Here is a 23,757-nt window from a genome sequence, read left to right on the forward strand (position 1 = left end):
AAATGATAAAAAAAATAAAGGTAACATTACGAAAAAAAGCCATCTCAAATGGCAGACAGTCTTTATATTTAGACTTCTACCCTCCTATTATTAATCCTCAAACTGGCAATGAAACAAGACGAGAATTTTTAAAAATGTATATTTTAACTAAAACTCGTAATCCAATTGAAAAACAGCAAAATGATGAAATTATATCAATTGCTGAAAGCATAAAAAATAAACGTCAAAATGAATTAAGCAAGGAAAACATTTATTCAGAATTTGAAAAACAGTTATTAAAAATTAACGAAATCGGAGAACAAAGCTTTGTAGGTTATTTCAAAAAAGAAGCTGAAAAAAGGACAGGTAAAAATTATGACATTTGGAACATTGCAATTGAACATTTTACAGATTTTTTACAACGAGAAAATTTAAAATTTTCTGAGGTCACAATTTCTTTAATTAACGATTATAAACATTATTTACTTAAAGCAAAAAGTAAGCGAAAAAGCATTGATCAAATTTCAACGAATACTGCACTTTCTTATTTCAATAAAATTAAAGCAACTTTAAAGAATGCCTATAAAGAGGGAAAATTAAGAACTGATATAAATTCTGCTGTCGGCAGCATAAAAGAACAAGAAACAAGACGAGATTTCTTAACCCTTGAAGAGGCAAAAAAACTTGCAAAAACAGACTGTAACAATGATTTAGTAAAAAGAGCGAGTTTATTTTCAATACTCACAGGATTAAGATATTCAGACATTGAAAAACTACAATGGTCAGAAATAGAAAAGATAAAAAACAATCATTATATTATTCGTTTCAAACAAAAAAAGACAAAAAACCAAGAGACAATTCCAATCATAGAATCAACATTTCATTTATTAGGTGAACGAAAAAATGACGATGTCAAAATTTTTGATGGCTTAAAAAAATGGGATATTGACAGAACTCTGCCAAATTGGATTAAAAGTGCTGGAATATCAAAGCACATTACTTTCCATTGTTTTAGACATACCTATGCTACTCTACAACTATCCAAAAACACAAATATCTACACGGTTTCTGGCATGCTCGGTCACCGTGGATTAAAAGCAACACAAGTTTATACAAATCTCATTGACAATGCAAAACTTGAAGCAGCACACAAAATAGACCTTGATTTATAATTTATGGAAAGATATAACACTTGTACCACAACCTCATTTAAGATGGACATCTCAGAGCTATGCAAAAATTGTCCTCTGACTGATATAATTAAAGATGGCATTGAAAGTCAAATCATTTATCAAGCCAAACAACAAAAGGAAATACTTACCATAGAGCAATTCCGAGAATACATCAATAGTGAAATAAAAAATGCTCAAACCTCAATGCAAAAAACGTTTTTAACCGAACAGCAAAATAGAGAGTATCTGAAAGATAAGTATAGGATAAACAGAATTAAAAATTACATCTGGAACAAAGAAAGAATTAAAGCACTCAATAGCGTATCTAACAGCCATAATCTTGAAGAAAGAACCATCAAAATCATCAGCAATCTTAATGAGTACAACTTGTTATCATTTTTAGCCGAAAAAGGGTATGATGGAGATAAGATTTATCAATTAATAAATAATCATTCGGGAAAGGACTTAATGCCATACACAATTGCACTACTCCATGAATTAAAATTTTTAGAATATTTCTTTAAAAAATTTTGTGAGACTAAAACTAAAGGAATTAATGTTTTAGCTAAAATTTTTGATGTAAGTGCAAGAAGGATTAAAGGAAATATCAATGTTCTTAACCCTCGAAGTACAGAAGACAGTTTACAATACACAAGCCATTTTCACGAAGAAAATATAAAGAATGAATTAAAGAGACTCTAAAAGGGACTATTCGCCCAAAAACGCCCCAATACTATTGCAAAATAAACATGTAAATATTTTGTAATGGAAAACAATTTAACCTTTGACAACCTACCAAATGCGATAAGCGAATTATCAAAAAAGGTAGAAAATATTGAGAGATTATTGCTTTTAAAAAAAGAAGAGCAAATAACTGAACTATCTGAACAACTTCTTACAATACAAGAAGCAGCCTCATTTTTAAATTTATCAGTTCCAACAGTTTATAGTAAAGTTAGTAAAGGGGAACTACCTTTTATGAAGCGTTCAAAGCGTCTTTATTTCTCCAGTTTTGAATTAATGGACTATCTGAAAAAAGGACGAAACAAAACAAATTCAGAAATTGAATTAGATGCTGATGTTTATTTGAATAGAGCACGAAAGTAATCACTTGATTTATGGATTTTCTCAAATTTCAAACCAATAATCAAGCTTTGATAAATTACCTCTTTTCGCATAAGTTATTAGACTGGGAATCTGACAACGACAAATTAAATCCATTTGACAAAGAGGTAATTACAACAAAAAAAGTTCGGCAGTATAATGGAATTATTTTTAATTTCTATAAAAACAGATTAGACATTATATTCAGACCACATTATTATTTTAACAATAATTTGCATAATGCTAATGATATTAAAATAATTGAATGTATTAATATTATTAAAGAGTTTCAAAAAAAAATCGGGATTGACCTTAGAGAGCTTAAGGTCGTAAATTTAGAATTCGGAATAAATATTATTTCACCAATTGATATTGAGGATTTAATAAATAGCATTACATATCACGGGAAAAATGAATTTAAATCAAATTTACCTTTTTCTAAAATCAGTTCTAAACCTACAAAAAAAGGAATTTCAAATAAATACAAGATTATCAAAGCATATGCAAAAGGAAAACAGTTTCCTGAATATTGTGACATTAATACATTTCGCTTCGAAATAAAAAGTAAAGAAGCAAAGTTTATCAAGACTCTTGGCATCAGAACTGCAGAAGACCTCTTAAATATCAATATCTACTCTCATTTATCTAATCTATTAATTAACGAATTTAAAGAGGTTTTGATTTTAGATTATGATATAGATCTAAGTGAATTAACAAGATTAGAACAGGAGAAAATTAAAGAATATAATAATCCCCACAAATGGTATAAAATCAATAAAAAAAATCATAGAAACAGCTTCAACAATAACAAAAAAAGGTATTATACTTTAATAAATAAGGTTGAAAACAACCTTAAAAATAAAATGACAAAATTAATTTCTGAAAAATTAGAATACTTAAAACAAGCGGCACCCAATCAATCGCGAGAGGCTTGAGCAATTTTCATCGTATATAAGTATGGAATTTGCACATATTATTTAACCTGTACGCGCATTATGCAACCCGTACGTAAAGAAAATAATAGCAAATAAACTTTTTTTAAAAAAATCCCTTACTATTAAAGCCAAATATTTCTTTTAAAGAACATTCAAAGCCAAACTTACAGACAACATTTAATTTCCAAGAAAACGGCTTATATTTGCTTTATTAAGTTATTTATTAAATGAGATAAAAAATTAATTTTTAAAATATAATAAAGCGTTAGTCTTTATTCTTGCTTAGGAAAACTGGTAATTTTAAGAAGTATACAAGAATATAGAATTAATGCTCACGTTCTGGCGTGGGCTTTTTCTATTTTGTATACAGGTATACCAGTACCGCCAAAGCAGATAGATTATAGTTCCACGCTTTTTTATTTGTCTAATTTTTACTTTGGAACGAGTATAAAACAAATAAATGAAAATGAAAAATCAACTTAATTTTTTAGGATTAATCAAAAACGACAAAAAAGCACTAATAATAGTTGTTTTATTTCAAATTCATTTTGCCTACAGTCAGGTAAATTACTGTGGTAATTGCGGAATCTTTAAAAATGATAATCTTGAATTGTACAAGAATATTTCAAATATAGAATTTAGGGAATATAAAGGCTCTCCTATATTTGAAGATTTAGACGAAGATTCAAAATTGCAATTATTGGAAGAAACACAAACAGTTACTTATAACGACTTTGGAAAAGTCGAAGAGTATGCTTCTAATGGACTTTTTTCCATATCATATAAGTTCACTTATAATGAAATTGGGGAAATTGTTGGTTTAATAGAAAATGAAGTGATTGAACATAAAGAAACTTTTAACTATGATAAAGAAAAAAACGAGGTGAAACAATATATTTATGATTATGATGGTGTAAATATTGACAGAATTATTGTCTATAAACTTAATAGAAAAGGACAAACACTTAATGAAAAAGAATTTAATGGTAGCGGTGGGGTTCTCCGAGAACATTCTTTTAAATATGACGATAAAGGAAATGAAATTTTCAGTATTCAATATGGTGTAAAAGCTACGACAACTTGTAAATATGATGAACAAGGAAGAATTATTTCAAAATATACAACCAACAATTACGGAAAAGGGTTTACTACTACTTTCAAATATAATTTAAACGGAAAAATTATAGAACAAATTGGTAAATCAGATCAGACAGGATTGTCATATAAAATAATCTATGAATATGATAATAATTTGATGATTTCAGAAAAAAGGATAGATTATTCGAATGGAAAAGAACGCAGTACAGAGGCAAAAAAATATTTTTATGATAATAGAAGAATGTGGATAAAAGAAATAACTACGAGAAATGATATTTTAGCATTAATCTGTATGAGAGTCATAAATTATAAAAATTAAAACCTTCTTATTTATAACTGTTCTGAAAACACATTTAAGTTGATCTACAAGACGACATATGAAAGCTTTAAAAGCACTTTAAGTTTTAATTTACTACTATAACCTTTTCAACGAAAAGTTTCTTTAAACCAACCATTTTAAATTAAGGCTCATTTATGAGCCTTTTTATTTGCTCACAATCATAATTTTTTTTCATATCATTAAAATTAGTGATATGAGAATCATTAAAATTAGTTATATAAAAATCACTAAAACATGGTATTGTTTTTAAACACTTTTTAAGATACATTGCCCCTACAAAACAATTTTATATTTAGAATAAAACACAGTATGTCAATATTTACAAAAACTGAATTTGAAGCATTAGCCAGAAGTAAATCTGGAGTTAGAGGACTTCGTGGAGTCATAAACGAAAGTAGAACCTTTTCAAAATCATCTGCAATAACAAGCATATTCATTTCTCACTCACACCTTGATAAAGCTATCGTAGAGCAAGCCAAAATTTTTTTTGAAAATATTGGAATTAGCATATATGTTGATTGGGCTGATGCGACTATGCCTGAGAGAACAAACGGAACAACAGCAACTAAAATAAAAAATCAAATCATCAATGCGAATGACAAATTTGTTCTTTTAGCCACAAATAACGCAATTGCCTCAAAATGGTGTAATTGGGAAATTGGTATTGCTGACCCATTCAAATTAACTCCAAAAAAAATTGCCATATTACCATTAGCAGATAATAGTGGTACTTGGAATGGAAATGAATACCTCCAAATTTATCCAAGAATTGAAAAAAGTGCAATCTTTAGTGACACCTACTATGTTAAATATCCTGATGGTACTCAAGAAGGACTAACAACTTGGTTAAGAAGATAAAAGTTTTATTATGGAGTTTACTAAAGAACAAAAAAAATTCATAAATGAATTTATAAATGAAATTAATAATGGTGATGCTGCAATTTTTGCTGGAGCAGGTCTTTCTGCCGCATCTGGTTTTGTAAATTGGAAAGGTCTATTAAGAGACTTAGCAGAAGAAATTGGACTTGATGTAGATAGAGAGAGTGATTTAATTACTGTAGCTCAATATTATTGTAACACCTACAACAGAGCTAAAATAAATGATAAAATAATAAACGAATTTACAACAGATAAAAAAGGAAATATTAACCACCAAGTTTTATCAAGACTTGATATTGATACATTTTGGACAACTAATTATGATCAGCTTATTGAAAGCACTTTACGTGAAAACGGAAAGATTGTAGACATAAAAATTGTTAAGGAACACTTCGCAAGATATATTAAAAAGAAAAATGCAGTTGTTTATAAAATGCATGGCGATAAAGATTCACCACACGAAGCAGTTTTAACAAAAGATGATTATGATTATTATAATACCAAACGAGAGCTATTTTCAACAGCATTACGAGGGGATTTACTATCAAGGAAATTTTTGTTTATTGGGTTTAGTTTTGATGACCCAAATTTGGATTTTATTTTAAGTAGAATTAAAATTTTACTTGAAGAACATACTCCTAATCATTACTGCTTTTTTAAAGAAATCAAAGAATCTGATTATACTGGCAAAACACCCGATCAAAATCATGAAGACTTTCTTTATGATGAAATAAAACAAAAACTAAAAATTGCAGACTTAAGAAGATATGGGATTAATGCAATAATGGTTAACGAATATTCTGAAATAACTGAAATTCTTTTAGAAATTGAAAAGAGAATAAAACGTAAAAATATTTTTATATCTGGTGCTGCTCATGATTACGCTCCATATACAGAAGATGAAGCAAAAAATTTCATTCATGTCTTGAGTTATAAATTAGCTGAAAAAGAATATAAAATTGTTTCAGGATATGGTTTAGGCATTGGGAGTATTGTCATTAATGGTGCTTTAGATTACAAACTGAATTCTAACTATCATAATTTAGATGATTTACTTATTCTCAGACCCTTTCCTCAAATACAATCAGGAAAAAAAACTATTCCTGAAATATGGACTGAATACAGAGAAGATATGATTTCAAAGGCAGGAATTGCAATTTTTGTTTTTGGAAATAAGAAATTAGTCGATGGAACAATTGTCAATTCAAATGGTATGTTAGAAGAATTTGAAATTTGTATAAAACATAATGTCGTACCTATCCCAGTTGGAGCTACGGGAAATATATCAGAAGAACTCTGGAATACTGTGATAAAAAAAATATCTGACTTTTATCCAAGCAACTCTGATTTACACGATGCCATAAAAGAATTAGGAAGAGATGGAATTTCAATTGATGAAATAATAACCAACATAATAAAAGCAATTAATATTTTACAAAAAGCATAGATATGGCGAAAAGACAAGTTTTTTACAGTTTCCATTATGATAATGATGTATTTAGAGTGCAACAAATTAGAAATATTGGGGCATTAGAGGATAATAAACCTGTTTCAGCAAATGATTGGGAAACAGTAAAAAAAGGTGGTGAAACATCAATCAAAAAATGGATTGATGAAAATTTAAATTATAAAAGTTGCGTGGTTGTTTTAGTAGGTTCAGAAACCTCTGATAGAAAATGGGTTAATTATGAAATTTCGAAAGCTTGGAATGATGGTAGAGCCATTTTAGGCATCTACATACACAATTTAAAATGTCCTAATACAGGCAAAAGTAAACAAGGAACTAATCCTTTTGACAAATTTCAAATGAAAAATGGAACAAAACTTTCAAGCGTTGTTAAATGTTATAATCCAGATTCTAACGATGCTTATAATGATATTGCAACTAATCTTGAAAATTGGATTGAAGATGCAATAAAAAACAGATAAGTTATTTATGGCTCAATATTTTTTTTGTTTTTCATATGCAGATGTCAAAAACTTCAAAGTTAATGTTATCAGACAAAGTTGGTTAATCAATAATACCGAAGGTACTTTTGTAGATGCTCAATTTGGAAAAAAAAGTGATAAGGTTAAAAATTTACCTAACAAGTGCTGAAAAGTTTTTCAAACATTTAGAGAATATAAATTGCTAAAAGTGAAAACTTATAGTCAATACTTTTGTATAATTTGTACCCACATTGTACCTCGATAAAAAAAAACCTTATAAACAAAGAAAAGTTATTTTTTGTATTGGAAAATAAAGGTGTTAAGTTAGTAGTACATCCTAAACCCTAGCGCACTACATAACGCATATTGTTTCTCATGCAACACCTCTACTAGTTCGACCAAATCATCATATTCCTCACTCAAAGAAAAATACAAATTATCCAAGACCGTACTCAAAACAGGCACCTGATTGGCATAACCGGAAATCGCCCGAGCACCTGTAACATCGAGAAAGTATTGAAATGTTTCTTCTTCCAAATCTAGCCTAAATGTATTGGCAAAATGAATCACTTTGCCTTTGAGTTTCCCTTCAAAAAATTCTGCAATTTCTTCTAGGCTGTAAAAGTAATTATCAATTTTTAACTCATTATCTCTGCCTTCAAAAATTAAATAGATAAAAGCATAGTCCTCAAAATCCTTGTCTTCACACACAAGAGTACTTATACTTTCTTCAAAACCTTCGATGCTATCACAGGTTTTGTACACATTAGTTACGCCATAGTGAAGTGCTAACTGTTGCAAGGCTGGCAAAATTATGCTTTTAGAAGGCGCCGAAACATCCTGAACAGCTTCCAAACAGTAGATATAGTGTGAGTGAGTCATTTACTTTACTATTAATCGATCTAACGAAAAAACAAAAGTAATAATAGTATGAATTTCCTTAACATTCATGAAATGACATTATTTTTTAAAATATTTCTTACAACAAAATAGCAGATAGCGTAATATCAGCCTTTAGTAATTTAGAAATCGGACAAATGGCTTTGGCTTTGGCAGCAGTTTCTTGAAACACTGAATCTGAAATTCCATCCACTTTGGCCTTTAAATCCAAATGAATTTGAGTGATGTTTCCGTCTTCAAAAGTCACTTGAGCTTCGGTATTTAAATCGTCAGGAACAAATCCTAATTCACTGAGTAAAAAACTCAATTGCATAGTAAAACAACCCGAATGTGCTGCAGCAATTAGTTCTTCCGGATTCGTTCCAACTCCTTCTGCAAAACGCGTTTTAAACGACAATTGTGCCTGATTTAAAGTCGTACTTTGTGTAGTGATGGTCCCTTTTCCTTCCATACCGGTTCCTTTCCAATTGGCATTGGCTTTTCTAGTAAATTTCATAGTATTCGTATTTTAGTTGATAAATGTTTTAATTTAAAATTAATGAAAAAACAAAGCAATTAGGATTTCCATGACTATCAAGATAATAATAATCCATTCCAAACGATTGCTTTCCCTAACATTCAATACATCAGTAAAAAGCGTTAAGTTGTCTTTCACAATTTCAAGTCGGTAATCCAAATCTTTAAAACGGGGGTTGATATCAAAATTCAGTTTTAATCTTCTATTCAATAAATGCAATTCCTCGTTATCCCAAACCTGATTGGGGTCGTCGAGTATGTATAAGTTATCGATTATACTGTTCTTTACATTTAATACTTTACCGATATATTTGAGTAAGTTTACCTTGGAGATACTCAGTCTTCCTTTGGTTTCTAACTCAACTATATATTGCCTGGAAGAAGTAATCAGTCCGTCCGTTAACATTTCATAATATTCTAGAGCTACCGATTGTCCTATATTGAGCATGACAATTTGCAAAACTGACGCATCAAGATTCGGAACTGTCACCCAATCACTTTTAATCACCACTCTATCGATAGTCGAATCGATCATTATGCGATATTCTTCCGAGAGATCAAGATGAACCCGTTTGGAGGCAAAAGGTGTTATAAATTCAATGAATTCTTTTTTATCATTTTCATGATAATTTCCAAAAACTACCACACCATAATCGAAGACGTAAAGGTATCGCTTTTCATCGATCAAGGCATAAAACACTTCTGAAGTAGAGCCAGAATGGACTTCATTTTGAAACGCAGCACGGAACTTCTTAATATTAAAAGATTCGGCCATTTGTAACGCTTCGATCTTGATTTCCATACTTTAACAGTTTATACAAATATAAGGAAAACCCTTCAGAATTTATAAACTTTTGGCATTTATAACTTACTTTATTGACCAAAAAAGATCAAATTTAGTATCACTTCTAAAGTAGTTTTTTATTACTTTTATAGTACGAATTTGATCAAATTATGAGCGAAACATTTTCAATAGTACTACAACCTGCTCCTGAAGTTATTGACAAAGTAAAGACGATGAAAAATGAATTGGCTTACAACATTGGGTGGTACAACAGCAGAAATTCATTGGCGCATATTACAGTAAATGAATTTGAAGCCAATCCATCCGATTTAAAACGAATAGTAACCAACATTGACTCCATTTGTAATACTATAAAACCTACCGAAGCTTTTTTTGATTCACTCGATACTTTTCCGAATGGTGCTTTTTTTCTTTCTCCAGATCTAAAAACCAGAGACAACTTAAAAAGTATCATGACAAAAATTAATACTTCTTTTCGCTTAAAAACTAAAATCAAAAGCAACGAACCGCATATTTCTATTGGGAGAAGACTGAACGATAATCAAATTAAAAAAGCAAAAGAATTATTTGGCTCACCAAACGTATCCTTTCGCTGTGATACCGTTGCTTTGCGAAAATTCAATACCGAAAAAAAACAATTTGATATTATTGCGCTCTTTGAACTGAATGGTAATGATGCTGATTGCTTCCCAAGTCAAGGTACTTTATTTTAAAAATATTCTCCATCTACATAATACCAATTCCCCTCTTCTTTTTTGAAATTGGATTTTTCGTAATGCACTTGAGGTGTTAAACTTTTATCAAGATAAAAAGCTTTAAATTCGACGGTATCTTCGGTAGAAGCAATAATTTCCAATTGTAACCAGTGGCTATTCGTAGCAAAATCAACAATAGAAGATTTAGGATATAATTTGCGTGTAGAAATATGGGTTGTATTGACCAAATAATCGGCATTGGCGATGCAATACGCAGAATAACGCGAACGCATTAATGACTCGGCTGTGGGCGGAGTGCGTTTTCTCTTAATATAAGGCTCGCAACAGTCTTCAAAAAGATGACCAGAACCACAATAACATAATTTCATACTTTAAAAAAAAGAAAGTTACAAAATGCAAATGACAAACTTCAAATTTAAAAATCACGATTCAAAATTACTTATCCTTTTAGCAGATGTATACTGACCGTTGCATAATCGGTATCAGGGAATTTTTGAAAAAAACGAGGATCGCTTTCCAATCCAACCATTTTTGCCACTTTGAGAAACCCTTCAATTTCGACAATATATTGATCCGATAATCCATGGGTAACATCATAGGCAGTTGCAGGAGAATTCCCAATGTTTTTGGCAACTATTTTTGGATTTACGGTATGCAATTCGATTAATAACAATCCGAATTTATGGACATACTTGGCCCATTTCCCCAAATGTTCAAACAAATTTGCTTCCACTTCATTGTTGGATAATAATTTCCCACGATGGGCAAAAGCACCTGTTGACTGACTAATTATTTCATGAAAGTTTTCGGGTGCACTCCAAATACGGTTGTGATCTAAAAAAGTACGAACGTTGAGCAATTCTTTTAAATCAATTGCGTAGTTTTCTTCTAATTCTTGTGCCAACAAATCAGGATTTCCAATATCTCCCCAAATAACTTTTGCCCAAATATCGGCTTTGATCAAATTAGCTCGAGTTACTTTTAAAGCCACTTGGTTATAATCAACCCCCACTAAAAACAACGGATATTCTTCTAATATTTTACCTCGAAGTGTTTGTCTTTCAATAACATTAAAAATATGCTGTAAAAAAGCACCGTTACCACAACCCATATCTAATATTCCTTTGGGTTGCTCTGCAATGGGTTTATTAAACAATTCAATGATAATTTCATCAATTACTTTGAAATAAGTGGTGTGTGCCCCTCCACTACCCCACACATTCATTTCACGATTGACATGTATTTCGGTTTCGTTCACTGCAATACCCCTTAGTTTGTTAGGATTCCCAAACAATAGCGTTTCAATATTTTTTAACATCGGTAAATAGGAAACGGTTACTCCATAAGCTGAAGCTCTTTTGGCAAAGAAAAGCCCTACTTCTGTAAATTGATATTTGCCTTTCTTTTCGGTAAACCAACCCAAATCAGTGAAAAAATCGAGCATTATAGCGAAGGCTTCTGGTTCTTTGTGAAATTCATCGGCACTAAACGAAGTTTCCATAAAATATTTGTGAAACATACCTGTCATCCCCAAATTAACAATTAATGGCGCCACTAAAATGCCTTCAATATGTTTATTGATTTGAAATTGAATTTGTCCTGATGTGGTATTTAAATCAGGCTGAAGTTGCAAAGTCTTTTTATACTTTTCAAACAACGGACTCAGTATTGAGATGGAATGGGAGTTAATAACATTAGCGGTAAAAGCATCGGTTAAAAACAACGTTTTCGCTACTTCTTCATAATGGTGGAATTGCGAAAAAGCAATCGCAGTTGTATCATTTATACTGATTGTGATTTCATTTTTTACATTATCGACTTCGTAATCCAAAAATCCTTGTGAAGCCAAAGCTCTTAACACCACATTTAAATATCCATCATTAATTTTAAATTCATCGGATAATTCTTTAATTGTTACTTTAGAAAATTTATTTAAATAATCGGTAATTCCCTTTTCTTTTAAAATAGCAGCAATTGGAACAATCGCTATTCCATCAAGGTGTCTAAAAATGGATTCCCGTAATTCGTGTGTTGTTTTCATGTTCAGTCTGTTTACTCAAATATAGGATTTTAACTAAGAATATCAAACTCAGATAAATCAAGAATAGTATCTTTGTAACGCATAAAAGTTATATGAAAGAAACGATTCAAATCCATTTTCCGAATTTCAATTCACAATTAATTGAAGACATCGAAAAAAACGCAACCATAAAGTTTTTTAAGGCTGGCGAAGTATTGATGCGCTCGGGACAGTATATTAAAAATACAGTTTTAATCACCAGCGGCAAAGTAAAAATCTACAGAGAAGACGAAGAAGGCGGCGAGTTTTTCATGTACTATTTGCAACCAGGGCAAGCCTGTGCAGTTTCTATGATTTGTGCGACTAAACAAGAAACCAGTACAATTATGGCGAAAGTAGTAGAAGATGCCGAATTAATTATGATTCCACTTTCGTTAATGGAAAAATGGATGGCTACCAATCGCACCTGGTATGAATTTGTTATCGAAACCTACCGTAATCGATTTGAAGAAGTGCTGACTGTAATTGATAATATCGCTTTTAAAGCAATGGATCAACGCTTGGAATTCTACTTAAAACAACACAAAGAAGCCCGTAATTGTAATGATGTAAAACTTTCACATCAAGAAATTGCTTCCGAATTAAATACTTCCCGCGAAGTAATCTCAAGATTGCTCAAAAAAATGGAACAACGCGGATTAGTCCTTCTGCATCGAAGTCATATTACTGTTTTGTTTTAATTTACCCTCTGTGATATAAGTCACCGTAACTTTGTTTGAATAATGCCAATTTTGTAACTAGTATCCTTATAGATTATCGGGATTATTGACAAAGATAAAAGCATTAAAATGATCGAAATCATTAAACAACCTTGGCATTGGTTAGTAGCGGGCACTTTAATTGGCCTAATTGTACCTTTATTATTACTTATCGGAAATAAAAAACTTGGAATTTCATCTTCCCTAAGACATCTCTGTGCGATTTGTATTCCCAGAAAAATTCCATTTTTTCAGTACGAATGGGAAAAGGAAATTTGGAGCCTATTTTTTGTCACAGGAATTTTATTAGGTGGATTCGTTGCGACTCAATTTTTAAGTGATCCGAACAACATTGTGGTTTCAGAAGCAACTAAAACTACCCTAGCCGGTTATGGAATAACTGATTTCAGTCAAATAATGCCTGTCCAACTCTTTACTTTTGACAATTTATTTAACCTGAAAGGTTTGGTGTTTTTTGTTTTGGGTGGATTTATGGTTGGATTTGGCAGCCGATATGCTGCAGGATGCACCAGCGGACATTCCATTATGGGAATTGCCAACTTACAATGGCCCTCCTTAATTGCTACGTGTTGCTTTATGATTGGTGGTTTCTTTTCGACCAATGTTCTTTTACCTTTATTCTTCAAACTAATTTAAAAAGATGAAAAATTTAAAATACTTATTTGTGGGAATGTTCTTTGGTATTATCTTTATCAAAGCAGAAATAGCCAGTTGGTTCCGTATTCAGGAAATGTTTCAATTACAATCGTTTTTTATGTACGGCGTAATTTGCACAGCAATTGTAGTAGCTACTGTAAGTGTTTGGCTGATAAAAAAGTACAACATCAAAACAATTAGCGGAGAAACCATTACCTTTGAGGATAAAAAATTTAGTAAAGGTCAAATTTATGGCGGATTGATTTTTGGAATGGGTTGGGCGATTACAGGAGCCTGTCCGGGACCATTGTTTGCACAAATTGGCAGTGGTTTTGTCGTAGTGGGAATCACACTTTTAAGTGCCATTTTCGGCACTTGGATTTACGGTTATTTTCAAAATAAATTGCCTCATTAATTATAATTAAAATGAAAAATATCAACTTTAATATCGAACAAATTTATACCGGCTGCTTGGCACAAGGAGCTTACTATATCATATCTAACGGGGAAGCAGCAATAATTGATCCACTTCGTGAAATACATCCTTATTTGGATCGTTTGGAGAGAGATGAAGTAAAATTAAAATACATTTTTGAAACTCATTTTCATGCCGATTTTGTTTCGGGTCATTTGGATTTAAGTAAAGTCACTGGTGCTCCAATTGTGTACGGACCAACAGCGAAGCCAGAATTCGAAGCTATTATTGCTGAAGACAATCAAATATTTGAAATTGGAAATATCAAAATAAAAGCATTGCATACACCGGGACATACCCTAGAAAGTACTACTTATTTATTAATCGATGAAAACGGAAAAGAACATGCTATCTTTTCTGGGGATACTTTATTTATTGGAGATGTAGGTCGTCCGGATTTAGCTCAAAAAGCGGCTACCATGACTCAGGAACAATTGGCTGGAACTTTATTCCATTCGTTGCGAAATAAAATCATGACGTTACCCAATGATGTGATTGTATATCCTGCACACGGAGCTGGAAGTGCTTGCGGAAAAAACATGAGCAAAGAAACCATTTCTACTATTGGAGAACAAAAGGAAAAAAATTACGCTCTAAGAGCAAACATGACGGAAAGTGAATTTGTAATAGAAGTATTAAATGGTTTGACTCCTCCTCCAGCCTATTTCGGAATGAATGTAGCCATGAATAAAACAGGTTACAACAGTTTTGAATCGGTTTTGAATAAAGGAATGAAAGCCTTAACTGCTTCGGAATTTGAAACAATAGCAGAAGAATTTGATGCTCTAATTTTAGATACCCGAAATCCCGCAGAATTTTATTTAGACTACATCCCACAATCAATTAACATCGGTATTGGCGGCGATTTTGCTCCTTGGGTGGGTGCCTTAATTGGAGATGTAAAACAACCCATCTTAATAGTAACGGATGCCGGTAAAGAAGAAGAAACCGTAACCCGCCTAAGTCGTGTTGGTTTTGATAATATTTTAGGGCATTTACAAGGTGGTTTTGCTACCTGGAAAGCTGCCGAAAAAGAAACTGATGCGATAAAACGGATTACAGCACAACAATTTGCTGCCGAAGTAAATATAGATACCGACAAAGTAATTGATGTTCGCAAAGAAGGAGAATACAGTGCCGAACATTTAGACGAGGCTTACAGCAAGCCCCTAGCCTACATTAACAATTGGATCAACGAAATAGATCCTAAAGAGCATTTCTATATTCACTGTGCTGGAGGGTATAGAAGCATGATAGCCGCTTCCATATTACAAGCTCGAGGCTATAGAAATTTTACCGAAATTGAAGGTGGTTTTAATGCTATTGCAAAAACTGATTTACCAAAATCCGATTTTGTATGTCAAAGTAAAGTGTTATAAAACAAGCTAAAAATCAAGTGTTTGTATTGTTTCAAATTCGATTCGATGTAAAAACGCTATAATTTTGTTAAAAATTGCTTTCTAATTATAGTAGGCATTATATTTGAGATAAGAAAAACAATAATTAATCAAAATAAAAAATCATGAAAAAATTAATCACCTCATTGGCCTTAGTAGCATTTTTATTCTCAGCAAGCACTTTTGCTCAAGAAATTAAAAAGGAAGCTAAAACTAAAAAAGCTAAAACAGAAAAAACTACTACTTCTTCAGATGTGAAAAAAGAGTGCCACACCGACAAAAAATGTTGTGCAAAAGGAGCTGATAAAAAAGCTTAATTTTTCAACAAAGCCGAATAGTTTGCTATTCGGCTTTGTTATTTTCATCATTAAATTTCTTTATGATTGCTTTAAGTTGAGCCTTACGCTCAATTTTTTTATTTTTAGCCTTCGCTTGTTCCTTGTGCAACTTATCATTGTGCTTTTTTATATTTTTTTCATTATTTCGACCCATACAATTCTTTTTTAATTTTTTCAATAGTACTATTCGTATGAATTAATTTATCGATTACAATAATTCTTAATTCTTCAATATCCCAATCATCAAAATACCTTGCCCAATTCGTTAAATTTAAAATATTTCGTGCCGTTTTTATTCTTTTCATTGTTTCCTCCGAAGTTCGTAAAACAGCAATTCCATCATAATCCGGATTGTTTTTGTGTTGGTATAAAATTTCTCTTTTATCGGAATCATAATCAAGGTAATACAATGCATCGGTTTTATTATCTGGATAAAAATCATTCCAATTGGCAAATCCAAGTTTAACTTTAGAGTTATTTGCAACATTATTGGAAACCAATCGCCATTTACTATTCGCCAATCTGCCCCAATGGTTGGATAAGCGATACATACCTATTTCCGTATAATAATAAGTACTGCCCGATTCGCTTTCAAAATCGGATTTTTTCTCTTTAATTTCACTGAGATCACTTTCATAAAAAACACAAAAAGTATTTTTTAAAGAATTGGGATGTGGCCTAAATTTACCTTCTTTTATGTTCACAATTTAGAAACTATTAAATAAAATATAAAAGTAGTTTGAAATAAATACAAATGCTTTATTTTTGCGAGCAAAATTTATAAAACAAATGAAAAAATTAGTTGTAATAGCATTGGCTATCGTTGCAGTTTCTTGTAACGGAATTATTGGAAACGGATATACAATTACAGGAGAAATTGCTGGATTAGCAGATGGTACAAAAGTATTTCTTGAAAAACAAGATGACAAAACTGGAATGCCAATAACAGTGGATACGGTAAAAGTAGAAAAAGGTAAATTTACTTTCGAAGGAGATGCTAAAGATGTTGTTTTACATGGTGTACGTTTTGAAAACATCCCAAATGCAGGATTTGCTCTTTTTGTAGAAAAAGGAGATATCAAAGCAAAAATTAATAAGGATAGTATTGGAAATGCAGTGGTTTCGGGTACTTATAACAATGAAGAATTAAGCAAATACATTGTTGACAATAATAAAATGCAAAAGAAATTTATTGATTTTCAACAAAAAAACATGGAAATCTATAAAGCTGCTGAAGCAAAAAAAGACACTGTGACTTTAAAAAAATTGAACGATCAAATTATGGTATTTCAAAAGGAAAGAGTGGAGTACAACACTAACTATGTTGAAAAAAACACGAAATCTATGTTAACCCCAATATTATTACAAGGTTTTTTCAGTACACCAAACCCAGATTTAGCCAAAGTAAAAAAATATTACGAGGCTTTGGATAAAAGTGTTAAAGAATCTGTTATGGGTAAAAAAGTCGCTACTCAAATTGCTGAATTTGAGAAAAATTTAAACCCAACAGCAGCAAAAAAATAAAGCTCATTTATTAGTTGAAACTTTCAGTATGATCAACAACAAAATAATATACATCTTATTTTTTATTATTACCGTATCGTGTAATAAAAGCCAATCTGACATTACCGGTACCGCCAAATTTCCTGACGGTACCTTAGTTTTTATAGAAAAAAACGATCCATTAAAAGGACCCGTTAAAATTGATTCTACCTACATTAAAGACAATACTTTTCAGTTTAGAAAGCAAACCAAAGAATTAGATTTGCTTACTATTCGATTTAACAATATAAAAGGGGCCTTTTATGTTATCTCTGAAGAAGGTAAAATCAATATTAAAGTAGATACTGATACTTTACAAAAATCGATTGTTGAAGGAGCTTATCACAATACTGAATTAACTAAATTCAATAAGAACATCTCAATAATTGAAAATCAAATTAGGCAGTTTGAAAAAAATAATATTCATGCGTTAAAATCTGCAGAAAAATCAAACAATACAAAGTTAGTCAATGAAATAAAAAATCAACATGCCGTATTGATTGCCAAAAAATTCAATGCTAATTATGATTATGTCAAAGGTAATCCAAAATCTTTTGTTTCCTTACTCATTGTAGAGGGGATGCTTAGAGAATTTGAACCCAATTATCCTAAGATTAAAGAATTATTTACGATTTTATCTAATGATTTAAAATCAAACAAAAGAGGCAGAAAAATTAGTGCGAAACTACAAAGTGTGGAAGCGGTAGCGATAGGGAAAATTGCACCCGATTTTTCAGCACCAACACCAGATGGTAATTTAACTACTTTAAAAGCTAATTTAGGGAAAGTCACTATTTTGTACTTTAGTGGCTCTTGGTGTGAACCTTGTAAAATCAAAAACCAATATTACACTACTTTATACAGCGAATTTCATCCAAAAGGACTTAATATTGTTAATATCTCTCTTGAAATAAAAGGGCAAAGAGAAAAATGGAAAGCAGCTATTAAAGAACAAAAAATGAGCTGGGTATCCGTTTCAAATCTTGATAATTGGAATGATCCACTTGCAAAACTTTATAGCATCGATGGATTTCCAGCAGTCTTTATCCTAGATTCTAAGGGAATAATTGTTGCAAAAAATCTTGAAGGCGATCCACTAAAGAAAAAAATAATTGAATTATTATCAAAATAAATCAATTTTAGACTTTTAAAAAATGCTCAAAATTATTTGAGCATTTTTTATTTTGTTTAGAAACAAACACTTACAAGAAAGTTTGAAATAATATCCTTTTTTTATTTGCAAACACAAAAAACAATTCTATATTTGCAACCGCTTTGAGAGCGAACTATCGCAATATAGTTGGGGAGATACTCAAGCGGCCAACGAGGACGGACTGTAAATCCGTTGGGAAACCTTCGCAGGTTCGAATCCTGCTCTCCCCACAAGATGAATGAAAAAAAAAGCACCAAGTTTACTTGAGTGCTTTTTTGTTTTATTAAGCTTGAGTAAGGTTTACCTTACTCAGGATCACGAAACAAAGTGGAGTAATCCTGCTCTCCCCACAAGATGAATGAATAAGAAAAAGCACCGAGTTACTTAAGCGTCTTTTTTATTTTAATCTTCTTAAGTTTTTCAAATACTGACTCAATTCAACCCTTTTTTGATTCTATTTTATCGACGAACGGAATCTTTTTACCGACAAAATACATCTTTTTAAAACTATAATTTGTAAATATTTTTTTACCATATAATTGATTTTCAACACTTTATCGATTTTATTTGGTTGTTTATCGAGTTTTGTACTATCATTGTCCTGTCGAATCAAGGGAACCATTTGACAAATAATAATAATAAAATAAACACACTACTATGAACAACAGAACTTTGCCTCAGATCCTTTTATTAGTATTAGTTACTCTTTCTTTATTTTCATGTTCAAAGGAAGAGGTTGCCCCAAATCAACCAGTGACTTTTGCACAAGTAAACGCGAAATACAATTATACAGCCGATGAATTAGAAGTTTTGACTCTAATTAATAACTATCGTGCTAGCAAAGGTTTAAATACCTTACAAAAAGTAGATTTTATTGCCACAGTAGCCGAAGGTCATGATAACTATATGATTGCTGTTGGACAAGTATCTCACAATAATTTTGCCGATCGTCATCAGGCTTTGGTAACTAATTTAGGTGCCAAAACAGTAAGTGAAAATGTAGCTTACAATTATGCTACACCACAAGGGGTATTTAATGCTTGGATGACAAGCGACGGACATCGATTAAACATGGAAGGTGACTTTACTCACTTTGGTATTGCCATACGCGCTAATGCCGATGGAAAAAAATATTACACGAATTTATTCATGAAAAAATAGTTTGTTTTAGTTGGTTTTATTTGATTTGAAAACCGTCAAGCTCTACCCAAAGGCTTGACGGTTTTTATTTTGGGTAAAATTCTAATTACGATAATTCTTCCAATCTATTTTTACAAACTTCCTTCAACTCCTCAAAAAAAGCAGTGAATTCATTTTCAAATTCGGGGTAAAATTGTGCCAATTCTTGCATTGCGGCTGGCATATTGGCTCGTTGTTTGGTGCGGTGATCCATTTGAAACAATATCAATTCCAATCCACCTAATGTTGCATAACTCGTCAACCAGTCGCGCTCAATCATATACGGCATCATGTCTTTGGTCTTATCTGTTAGCAAATCATAATGCTTTTCAAGCGATTTATAAAAATTTTCAGTATAGGTATTCAACTCTGTTGGATGGTATTTGGACCAATTCTTTGCTAAAAAATGATCGTAAACAATATCCATAATCACACCTGAATAATGTCCGAATTTTTCATGCAAACGATGTTTACTTTTTCTGTAAATAGGGTGTGCATCCGTAAACGAATCGATTGTACGATGCAATAAAACTCCTTTTTGAATTTCAGGATGAAACTCTAAATATTGATGCCCACGAATACCATCGGCCATGAAATTACCAATCGCCAGTAATTCATTATCGCCAGAAAGATAGATATGAGCCAAGTAATTCATATTTTTTTCATAAACTTAAATAAAAAAAGCGAAATACATTTATTCCGCTTTTAAAAATCATATTGTTGCTATTATAATTTAAATGTCAATCCAGTACTTAGATAGGTTTTATTCGTATTAAAATTCAATTCTGTTTGCACACCAATTCTTTTAGTAATAAAATACCTAAAACCAATTTGACCACCAGCAAGATACTCCGTATTAGTCCACCCTTTCGCAATCCCTCCACTTGGAAAAACAAAATCTTTACTTGAAAAAAAGTCCAAACCTACATTAACACCAGTATACACATCAAATTTTTCCGTGTTTAACCCAATTTTTTCACTCCAGTCATTGTTAAACTGTAATTGAAAACTATTCAATTTTGGAGCACCAACAACACCAGCTCCTTTATGACTATAAGATAAATCAGAATAGGTATATTTTAAACCTAAACTCAAATCATTTTTGAATTTATACTCTACTCCCATATAAATATTTTTGTTTTTCTCTAAGGCATCGAAGTTTGTAAATTGAGTTCCCGCATTAACTAAAAACTGATTTTTTTTGATTGGTGCTTCTTCTTGAGCATTTGAAAATTGAACAGCCAATACACTTACTGTGATAATGAATAGTTTTTTCATGTTTGATTTGTTTAAATGTTTGAAGCAAATAAACGTCGTATTATTCTTAATAAAATCTCAATTAACAAGGTTTAACAACACTTGGCTATTCCTTAACAAATAGTAGTTGATTTTCTTAATTTTCTCAAAAAAAACTATTTTTAATCGGCATTTAAAGCCTAACTACTTATTATATTTGTAATACAAAATTTAAAATATAATATGACTTTAATAAAATCAATTTCAGGAATTCGTGGTACTATTGGAGGCAAAGTGGGCGACAATCTTACACCTGTAGATGCCGTAAAATTCGCATCAGCTTATGGAACCTTTTTGAAAAACAATAGCAACATTAAAGATCAAAAACTAAAAGTAGTAATTGGTCGCGACGCTCGTATTTCGGGGCCTATGATTCATAATTTGGTGGTTAACACCTTAATCGGATTAGGAATTGATGTTATTGATTTAGGATTATCAACTACACCAACGGTTGAAATCGCTGTGCCTTTAGAAAAAGCCGATGGTGGAATCATCTTGACCGCTTCGCACAATCCAAAACAATGGAATGCTTTAAAATTATTAAATGATAAAGGTGAGTTTTTAAGCGGAGCCGAAGGTGCTAAAATTCTTGAAATTGCAGAAGCTGAAGCTTTCGATTTTGTAGATGTAGATTCTTTAGGCGAAGTAACTGAAAACAACGCTTACATGGATATCCATATTGATGAAGTATTGGAATTACCATTGGTCGATGCTGAGATTGTAAAAACCAAAAAGTTTAAAGTAGTAGTTGATGGAGTGAATTCTTCTGGCGGAATTATCATTCCGAAATTATTGGAAGAAATGGGTGTGGAAGTGGTTAAACTTTATTGTGAACCTAACGGACATTTCCCTCACAATCCGGAACCCTTAAAAGAGCATTTGGGTGATATTTGTAAATTAGTAGTAGAAGAAAAAGCTGATTTCGGTATTGTAGTGGATCCTGATGTTGATCGTTTGGCGTTTATTTCGAACGACGGCGAAATGTTTGGAGAAGAATATACTTTAGTGGCTGTTGCCGATTATGTTTTGAGTAAAACACCCGGGAATACAGTCTCTAACATGTCATCCTCACGTGCCTTACGTGATATTACGGAAAAACACAACGGAAGTTATCAAGCTAGTGCTGTGGGTGAAGTAAATGTGGTTGAACTGATGAAAGCTACCAATGCCATTATTGGAGGAGAAGGAAACGGCGGAATTATTTATCCTGAAATTCACTACGGTCGTGATGCCTTAGTTGGAGTGGCTTTATTTCTGACGTATTTGGCTAATCAAGATAAAACCGTAGCCGAATTGAGAGCATCTTACCCTCAGTATTACATGAGTAAAAACAAAATTGAATTGACTCCACAAATCAATGTAGATGCCATTTTAGAATCATTAACAGCAACATATAAAAACGAACAAATTTCTACCATTGACGGAGTAAAAATCGACTTTGCAACAGAATGGGTGCACTTACGCAAATCGAATACCGAGCCGATTATTCGTATTTACACAGAAGCGCCAACCCAAGCAGAAGCTGATACTTTGGCCGAACGTTTTGTAACGGAATTAAAACAAATTGCGAGTATCTAAACCCAAAGTTGTACAAATAAAAAAAACCTGAACAATGTTCAGGTTTTTTTTTTATCATTTCTGATTAGTGTTTTCCTTTTCCATGACCGTGGCCATTTCCATGTCCGTGACCCTGAGGGCCATTATTATATACCTCAATTACTTTTACTTTTTGTGGCTTCGCTTTTTTAGCTTTTTTGTATTTTACAATGTGTGTAGCATTGTAGCGATACGGGCGCTCATCATAAAAATCAAGTTCTATTTGGCTACTTCTACCCAAATTAATCCCAATAAATAGTTTTGGTAACGTAGCTCTTACTACCCAATTTGGGCCACTTAAATAGATATAGTTACGTGCTTTCAAATCATAATACATATTTTGATCAGGAAAGTACACATAACGCGTTTTAGCTCTGTACCCATGAGCCGGTGCCCATGGTGGTGGTCCTTGTGCAAATGTAGTTTCAGGAGTTACTAAAAATAAAATTACTGATACTACTACAATTTTAAGAATATTTTTCATAATGCTAAGTTAAGTTATTTATTTAACGGATGCTATATAATTTTATTGTGGCACTTCATCAAAATTAACCATCCAGTTAATACCATACTTATCAACAAACATCCCAAAATATGCACCCCAAAATGTTTTCTCCATAGGCATAATCACTTTCCCACCATTTGACAAGCCTGCAAATAAAGCATCAGCCTCTTCCTTCGATTCGGTATTTATAGATACCGAAAAATTACTTCCAAAAGTAACATCTCCACTAAACGAAGTACTATCACTTCCCATTAAAACAGTCTCTTTACTAATAGGTAAGCTTACGTGCATAATTCGATTTTCTTCTTCTGGAGTTGGAGGAGGATAATTTTCATCGGCAGGCATATCTTTAAATCTACCAATAAAAGCAAATTCACCTCCAAATACCGATTTGTAAAAATGGAACGCTTCTTCCGTATTTCCATTAAAAGTTAAATAGACATTAACTGTTGCCATAATTTTTTATTT

General features: G+C 31.8%; 29 protein-coding genes and 1 tRNA gene. 19 read left to right on the forward strand and 11 right to left on the reverse strand.

Annotated features, from left to right (window positions below; genetic code table 11):
* Nucleotides 1-2 precede the first annotated feature (2 nt).
* The 8 genes from EQG63_RS11865 (at nt 3) to EQG63_RS11900 (ending at nt 7,436) form a co-directional block, all read left to right on the forward strand.
* Nucleotides 3-1,151 carry a site-specific integrase gene (locus tag EQG63_RS11865; protein ID WP_164974510.1) on the forward strand — a complete coding sequence of 383 codons (1,149 nt, stop codon included), beginning with the start codon at nt 3-5 and terminating at the stop codon, nt 1,149-1,151.
* A 42-nt stretch (nt 1,152-1,193) separates the two neighbouring features.
* Entirely contained in the window at nt 1,194-1,853 is a 660-nt protein-coding gene (locus tag EQG63_RS11870; RefSeq protein ID WP_129436590.1) for a hypothetical protein, read from the forward strand.
* 63 nt (nt 1,854-1,916) lie between these two features.
* Complete coding sequence (locus EQG63_RS11875; RefSeq protein WP_129436591.1) at nt 1,917-2,258, forward strand: helix-turn-helix domain-containing protein; 342 nt, start codon at nt 1,917-1,919, stop codon at nt 2,256-2,258.
* 11 nt (nt 2,259-2,269) lie between these two features.
* On the forward strand, nt 2,270-3,190 hold the full coding sequence (locus EQG63_RS11880; RefSeq protein ID WP_129436592.1) for a hypothetical protein: 921 nt from the start codon (nt 2,270-2,272) through the stop codon (nt 3,188-3,190).
* Nucleotides 3,191-3,656: 466 nt separating this feature from the next.
* Nucleotides 3,657-4,607, forward strand: coding sequence for a hypothetical protein (locus EQG63_RS11885; protein WP_129436593.1), 951 nt, complete (start codon nt 3,657-3,659; stop codon nt 4,605-4,607).
* 330 nt (nt 4,608-4,937) lie between these two features.
* Nucleotides 4,938-5,486: a toll/interleukin-1 receptor domain-containing protein gene (locus EQG63_RS11890; RefSeq protein ID WP_206733270.1), complete on the forward strand. Its 549-nt coding sequence runs from the start codon at nt 4,938-4,940 to the stop codon at nt 5,484-5,486.
* Between the two features lie 10 nt (nt 5,487-5,496).
* Nucleotides 5,497-6,954, forward strand: coding sequence for an SIR2 family protein (locus tag EQG63_RS11895; protein ID WP_129436594.1), 1,458 nt, complete (start codon nt 5,497-5,499; stop codon nt 6,952-6,954).
* 2 nt (nt 6,955-6,956) lie between these two features.
* Nucleotides 6,957-7,436 (forward strand): TIR domain-containing protein, encoded by a 480-nt coding sequence (locus tag EQG63_RS11900; protein ID WP_129436595.1) that lies wholly within the window; start codon nt 6,957-6,959, stop codon nt 7,434-7,436.
* Between the two features lie 324 nt (nt 7,437-7,760).
* Here the strand turns inward: EQG63_RS11900 and EQG63_RS11905 are convergent, their stop codons facing one another.
* The 3 genes from EQG63_RS11905 to EQG63_RS11915 form a co-directional block, all read right to left on the reverse strand.
* Nucleotides 7,761-8,318 (reverse strand): DUF6642 family protein, encoded by a 558-nt coding sequence (locus EQG63_RS11905; RefSeq protein WP_129436596.1) that lies wholly within the window; start codon nt 8,316-8,318, stop codon nt 7,761-7,763.
* Between the two features lie 97 nt (nt 8,319-8,415).
* The gene (locus EQG63_RS11910) at nt 8,416-8,832 is read right to left on the reverse strand and encodes an OsmC family protein (RefSeq protein ID WP_129436597.1); all 417 of its coding nucleotides are present in this window, start codon (nt 8,830-8,832) and stop codon (nt 8,416-8,418) included.
* Between the two features lie 39 nt (nt 8,833-8,871).
* A complete protein-coding gene (locus EQG63_RS11915; protein WP_206733271.1) occupies nt 8,872-9,654 on the reverse strand; it encodes an RMD1 family protein in 783 nt (260 codons plus the stop codon).
* Nucleotides 9,655-9,806: 152 nt separating this feature from the next.
* On the opposite strand from EQG63_RS11915, the gene EQG63_RS11920 reads away from it, so the two are divergent.
* Nucleotides 9,807-10,370, forward strand: a complete 564-nt coding sequence (locus EQG63_RS11920; RefSeq protein WP_129436598.1) for a 2'-5' RNA ligase family protein — start codon at nt 9,807-9,809, stop codon at nt 10,368-10,370.
* Here EQG63_RS11920 and EQG63_RS11925 read toward each other — a convergent pair.
* Entirely contained in the window at nt 10,367-10,741 is a 375-nt protein-coding gene (locus tag EQG63_RS11925; RefSeq protein WP_129436599.1) for a YchJ family protein, read from the reverse strand. The two genes, EQG63_RS11920 and EQG63_RS11925, sit on opposite strands and share 4 nt — an antisense overlap.
* A 71-nt stretch (nt 10,742-10,812) precedes the next feature.
* Nucleotides 10,813-12,414 (reverse strand): class I SAM-dependent methyltransferase, encoded by a 1,602-nt coding sequence (locus EQG63_RS11930; RefSeq protein WP_129436600.1) that lies wholly within the window; start codon nt 12,412-12,414, stop codon nt 10,813-10,815.
* A gap of 92 nt (nt 12,415-12,506) precedes the next feature.
* Here EQG63_RS11930 and EQG63_RS11935 point away from each other — a divergent pair, with 92 nt between their 5' ends.
* From EQG63_RS11935 to EQG63_RS11955, 5 genes are all read left to right on the forward strand, one after another.
* Complete coding sequence (locus EQG63_RS11935) at nt 12,507-13,133, forward strand: Crp/Fnr family transcriptional regulator (RefSeq protein ID WP_129436601.1); 627 nt, start codon at nt 12,507-12,509, stop codon at nt 13,131-13,133.
* 108 nt (nt 13,134-13,241) lie between these two features.
* Nucleotides 13,242-13,808: a YeeE/YedE family protein gene (locus tag EQG63_RS11940; protein WP_129436602.1), complete on the forward strand. Its 567-nt coding sequence runs from the start codon at nt 13,242-13,244 to the stop codon at nt 13,806-13,808.
* A gap of 4 nt (nt 13,809-13,812) precedes the next feature.
* The gene (locus EQG63_RS11945) at nt 13,813-14,223 is read left to right on the forward strand and encodes a DUF6691 family protein (RefSeq protein ID WP_129436603.1); all 411 of its coding nucleotides are present in this window, start codon (nt 13,813-13,815) and stop codon (nt 14,221-14,223) included.
* An 11-nt stretch (nt 14,224-14,234) separates the two neighbouring features.
* Complete coding sequence (locus EQG63_RS11950; protein WP_129436604.1) at nt 14,235-15,662, forward strand: MBL fold metallo-hydrolase; 1,428 nt, start codon at nt 14,235-14,237, stop codon at nt 15,660-15,662.
* A gap of 143 nt (nt 15,663-15,805) precedes the next feature.
* Nucleotides 15,806-15,997, forward strand: coding sequence for a hypothetical protein (locus EQG63_RS11955; protein ID WP_129436605.1), 192 nt, complete (start codon nt 15,806-15,808; stop codon nt 15,995-15,997).
* Nucleotides 15,998-16,022: 25 nt separating this feature from the next.
* On the opposite strand, the gene EQG63_RS12260 is transcribed toward EQG63_RS11955, so the two are convergent.
* Nucleotides 16,023-16,172 (reverse strand): hypothetical protein, encoded by a 150-nt coding sequence (locus tag EQG63_RS12260; protein WP_164974511.1) that lies wholly within the window; start codon nt 16,170-16,172, stop codon nt 16,023-16,025.
* On the reverse strand, nt 16,159-16,722 hold the full coding sequence (locus EQG63_RS11960; RefSeq protein WP_317125554.1) for a hypothetical protein: 564 nt from the start codon (nt 16,720-16,722) through the stop codon (nt 16,159-16,161). The genes EQG63_RS12260 and EQG63_RS11960 overlap by 14 nt, the downstream gene beginning before the upstream one ends.
* Nucleotides 16,723-16,807: 85 nt before the next feature.
* On the opposite strand from EQG63_RS11960, the gene EQG63_RS11965 reads away from it, so the two are divergent.
* The 4 genes from EQG63_RS11965 (at nt 16,808) to EQG63_RS11980 (ending at nt 19,874) form a co-directional block, all read left to right on the forward strand.
* The gene (locus tag EQG63_RS11965) at nt 16,808-17,542 is read left to right on the forward strand and encodes a DUF4369 domain-containing protein (protein WP_129436606.1); all 735 of its coding nucleotides are present in this window, start codon (nt 16,808-16,810) and stop codon (nt 17,540-17,542) included.
* A gap of 28 nt (nt 17,543-17,570) precedes the next feature.
* On the forward strand, nt 17,571-18,692 hold the full coding sequence (locus tag EQG63_RS11970; protein ID WP_129436607.1) for a TlpA disulfide reductase family protein: 1,122 nt from the start codon (nt 17,571-17,573) through the stop codon (nt 18,690-18,692).
* 170 nt (nt 18,693-18,862) lie between these two features.
* Nucleotides 18,863-18,943: transfer RNA gene (locus EQG63_RS11975), tRNA-Tyr, on the forward strand.
* Nucleotides 18,944-19,370: 427 nt separating this feature from the next.
* The gene (locus EQG63_RS11980; protein WP_129436608.1) at nt 19,371-19,874 is read left to right on the forward strand and encodes a CAP domain-containing protein; all 504 of its coding nucleotides are present in this window, start codon (nt 19,371-19,373) and stop codon (nt 19,872-19,874) included.
* An 85-nt stretch (nt 19,875-19,959) separates the two neighbouring features.
* Here EQG63_RS11980 and EQG63_RS11985 read toward each other — a convergent pair whose 3' ends face one another.
* Both EQG63_RS11985 and EQG63_RS11990 read right to left on the reverse strand, forming a co-directional pair.
* Nucleotides 19,960-20,547, reverse strand: a complete 588-nt coding sequence (locus EQG63_RS11985) for an acyl carrier protein phosphodiesterase (protein ID WP_129436609.1) — start codon at nt 20,545-20,547, stop codon at nt 19,960-19,962.
* A 71-nt stretch (nt 20,548-20,618) separates the two neighbouring features.
* Nucleotides 20,619-21,170, reverse strand: a complete 552-nt coding sequence (locus EQG63_RS11990; RefSeq protein WP_129436610.1) for a hypothetical protein — start codon at nt 21,168-21,170, stop codon at nt 20,619-20,621.
* Nucleotides 21,171-21,371: 201 nt separating this feature from the next.
* Here EQG63_RS11990 and glmM point away from each other — a divergent pair, with 201 nt between their 5' ends.
* The gene (gene glmM / locus EQG63_RS11995) at nt 21,372-22,766 is read left to right on the forward strand and encodes a phosphoglucosamine mutase (protein WP_129436611.1); all 1,395 of its coding nucleotides are present in this window, start codon (nt 21,372-21,374) and stop codon (nt 22,764-22,766) included.
* Between the two features lie 64 nt (nt 22,767-22,830).
* On the opposite strand, the gene EQG63_RS12000 is transcribed toward glmM, so the two are convergent.
* Nucleotides 22,831-23,268 (reverse strand): hypothetical protein, encoded by a 438-nt coding sequence (locus tag EQG63_RS12000; RefSeq protein ID WP_129436612.1) that lies wholly within the window; start codon nt 23,266-23,268, stop codon nt 22,831-22,833.
* Between the two features lie 42 nt (nt 23,269-23,310).
* Nucleotides 23,311-23,745, reverse strand: coding sequence for a VOC family protein (locus EQG63_RS12005; RefSeq protein WP_129436613.1), 435 nt, complete (start codon nt 23,743-23,745; stop codon nt 23,311-23,313).
* Between the last annotated feature and the right edge of the window lie 12 nt (nt 23,746-23,757).

This window comes from Flavobacterium amnicola, assembly GCF_004122165.1.
Lineage (GTDB): Bacteria > Bacteroidota > Bacteroidia > Flavobacteriales > Flavobacteriaceae > Flavobacterium > Flavobacterium amnicola.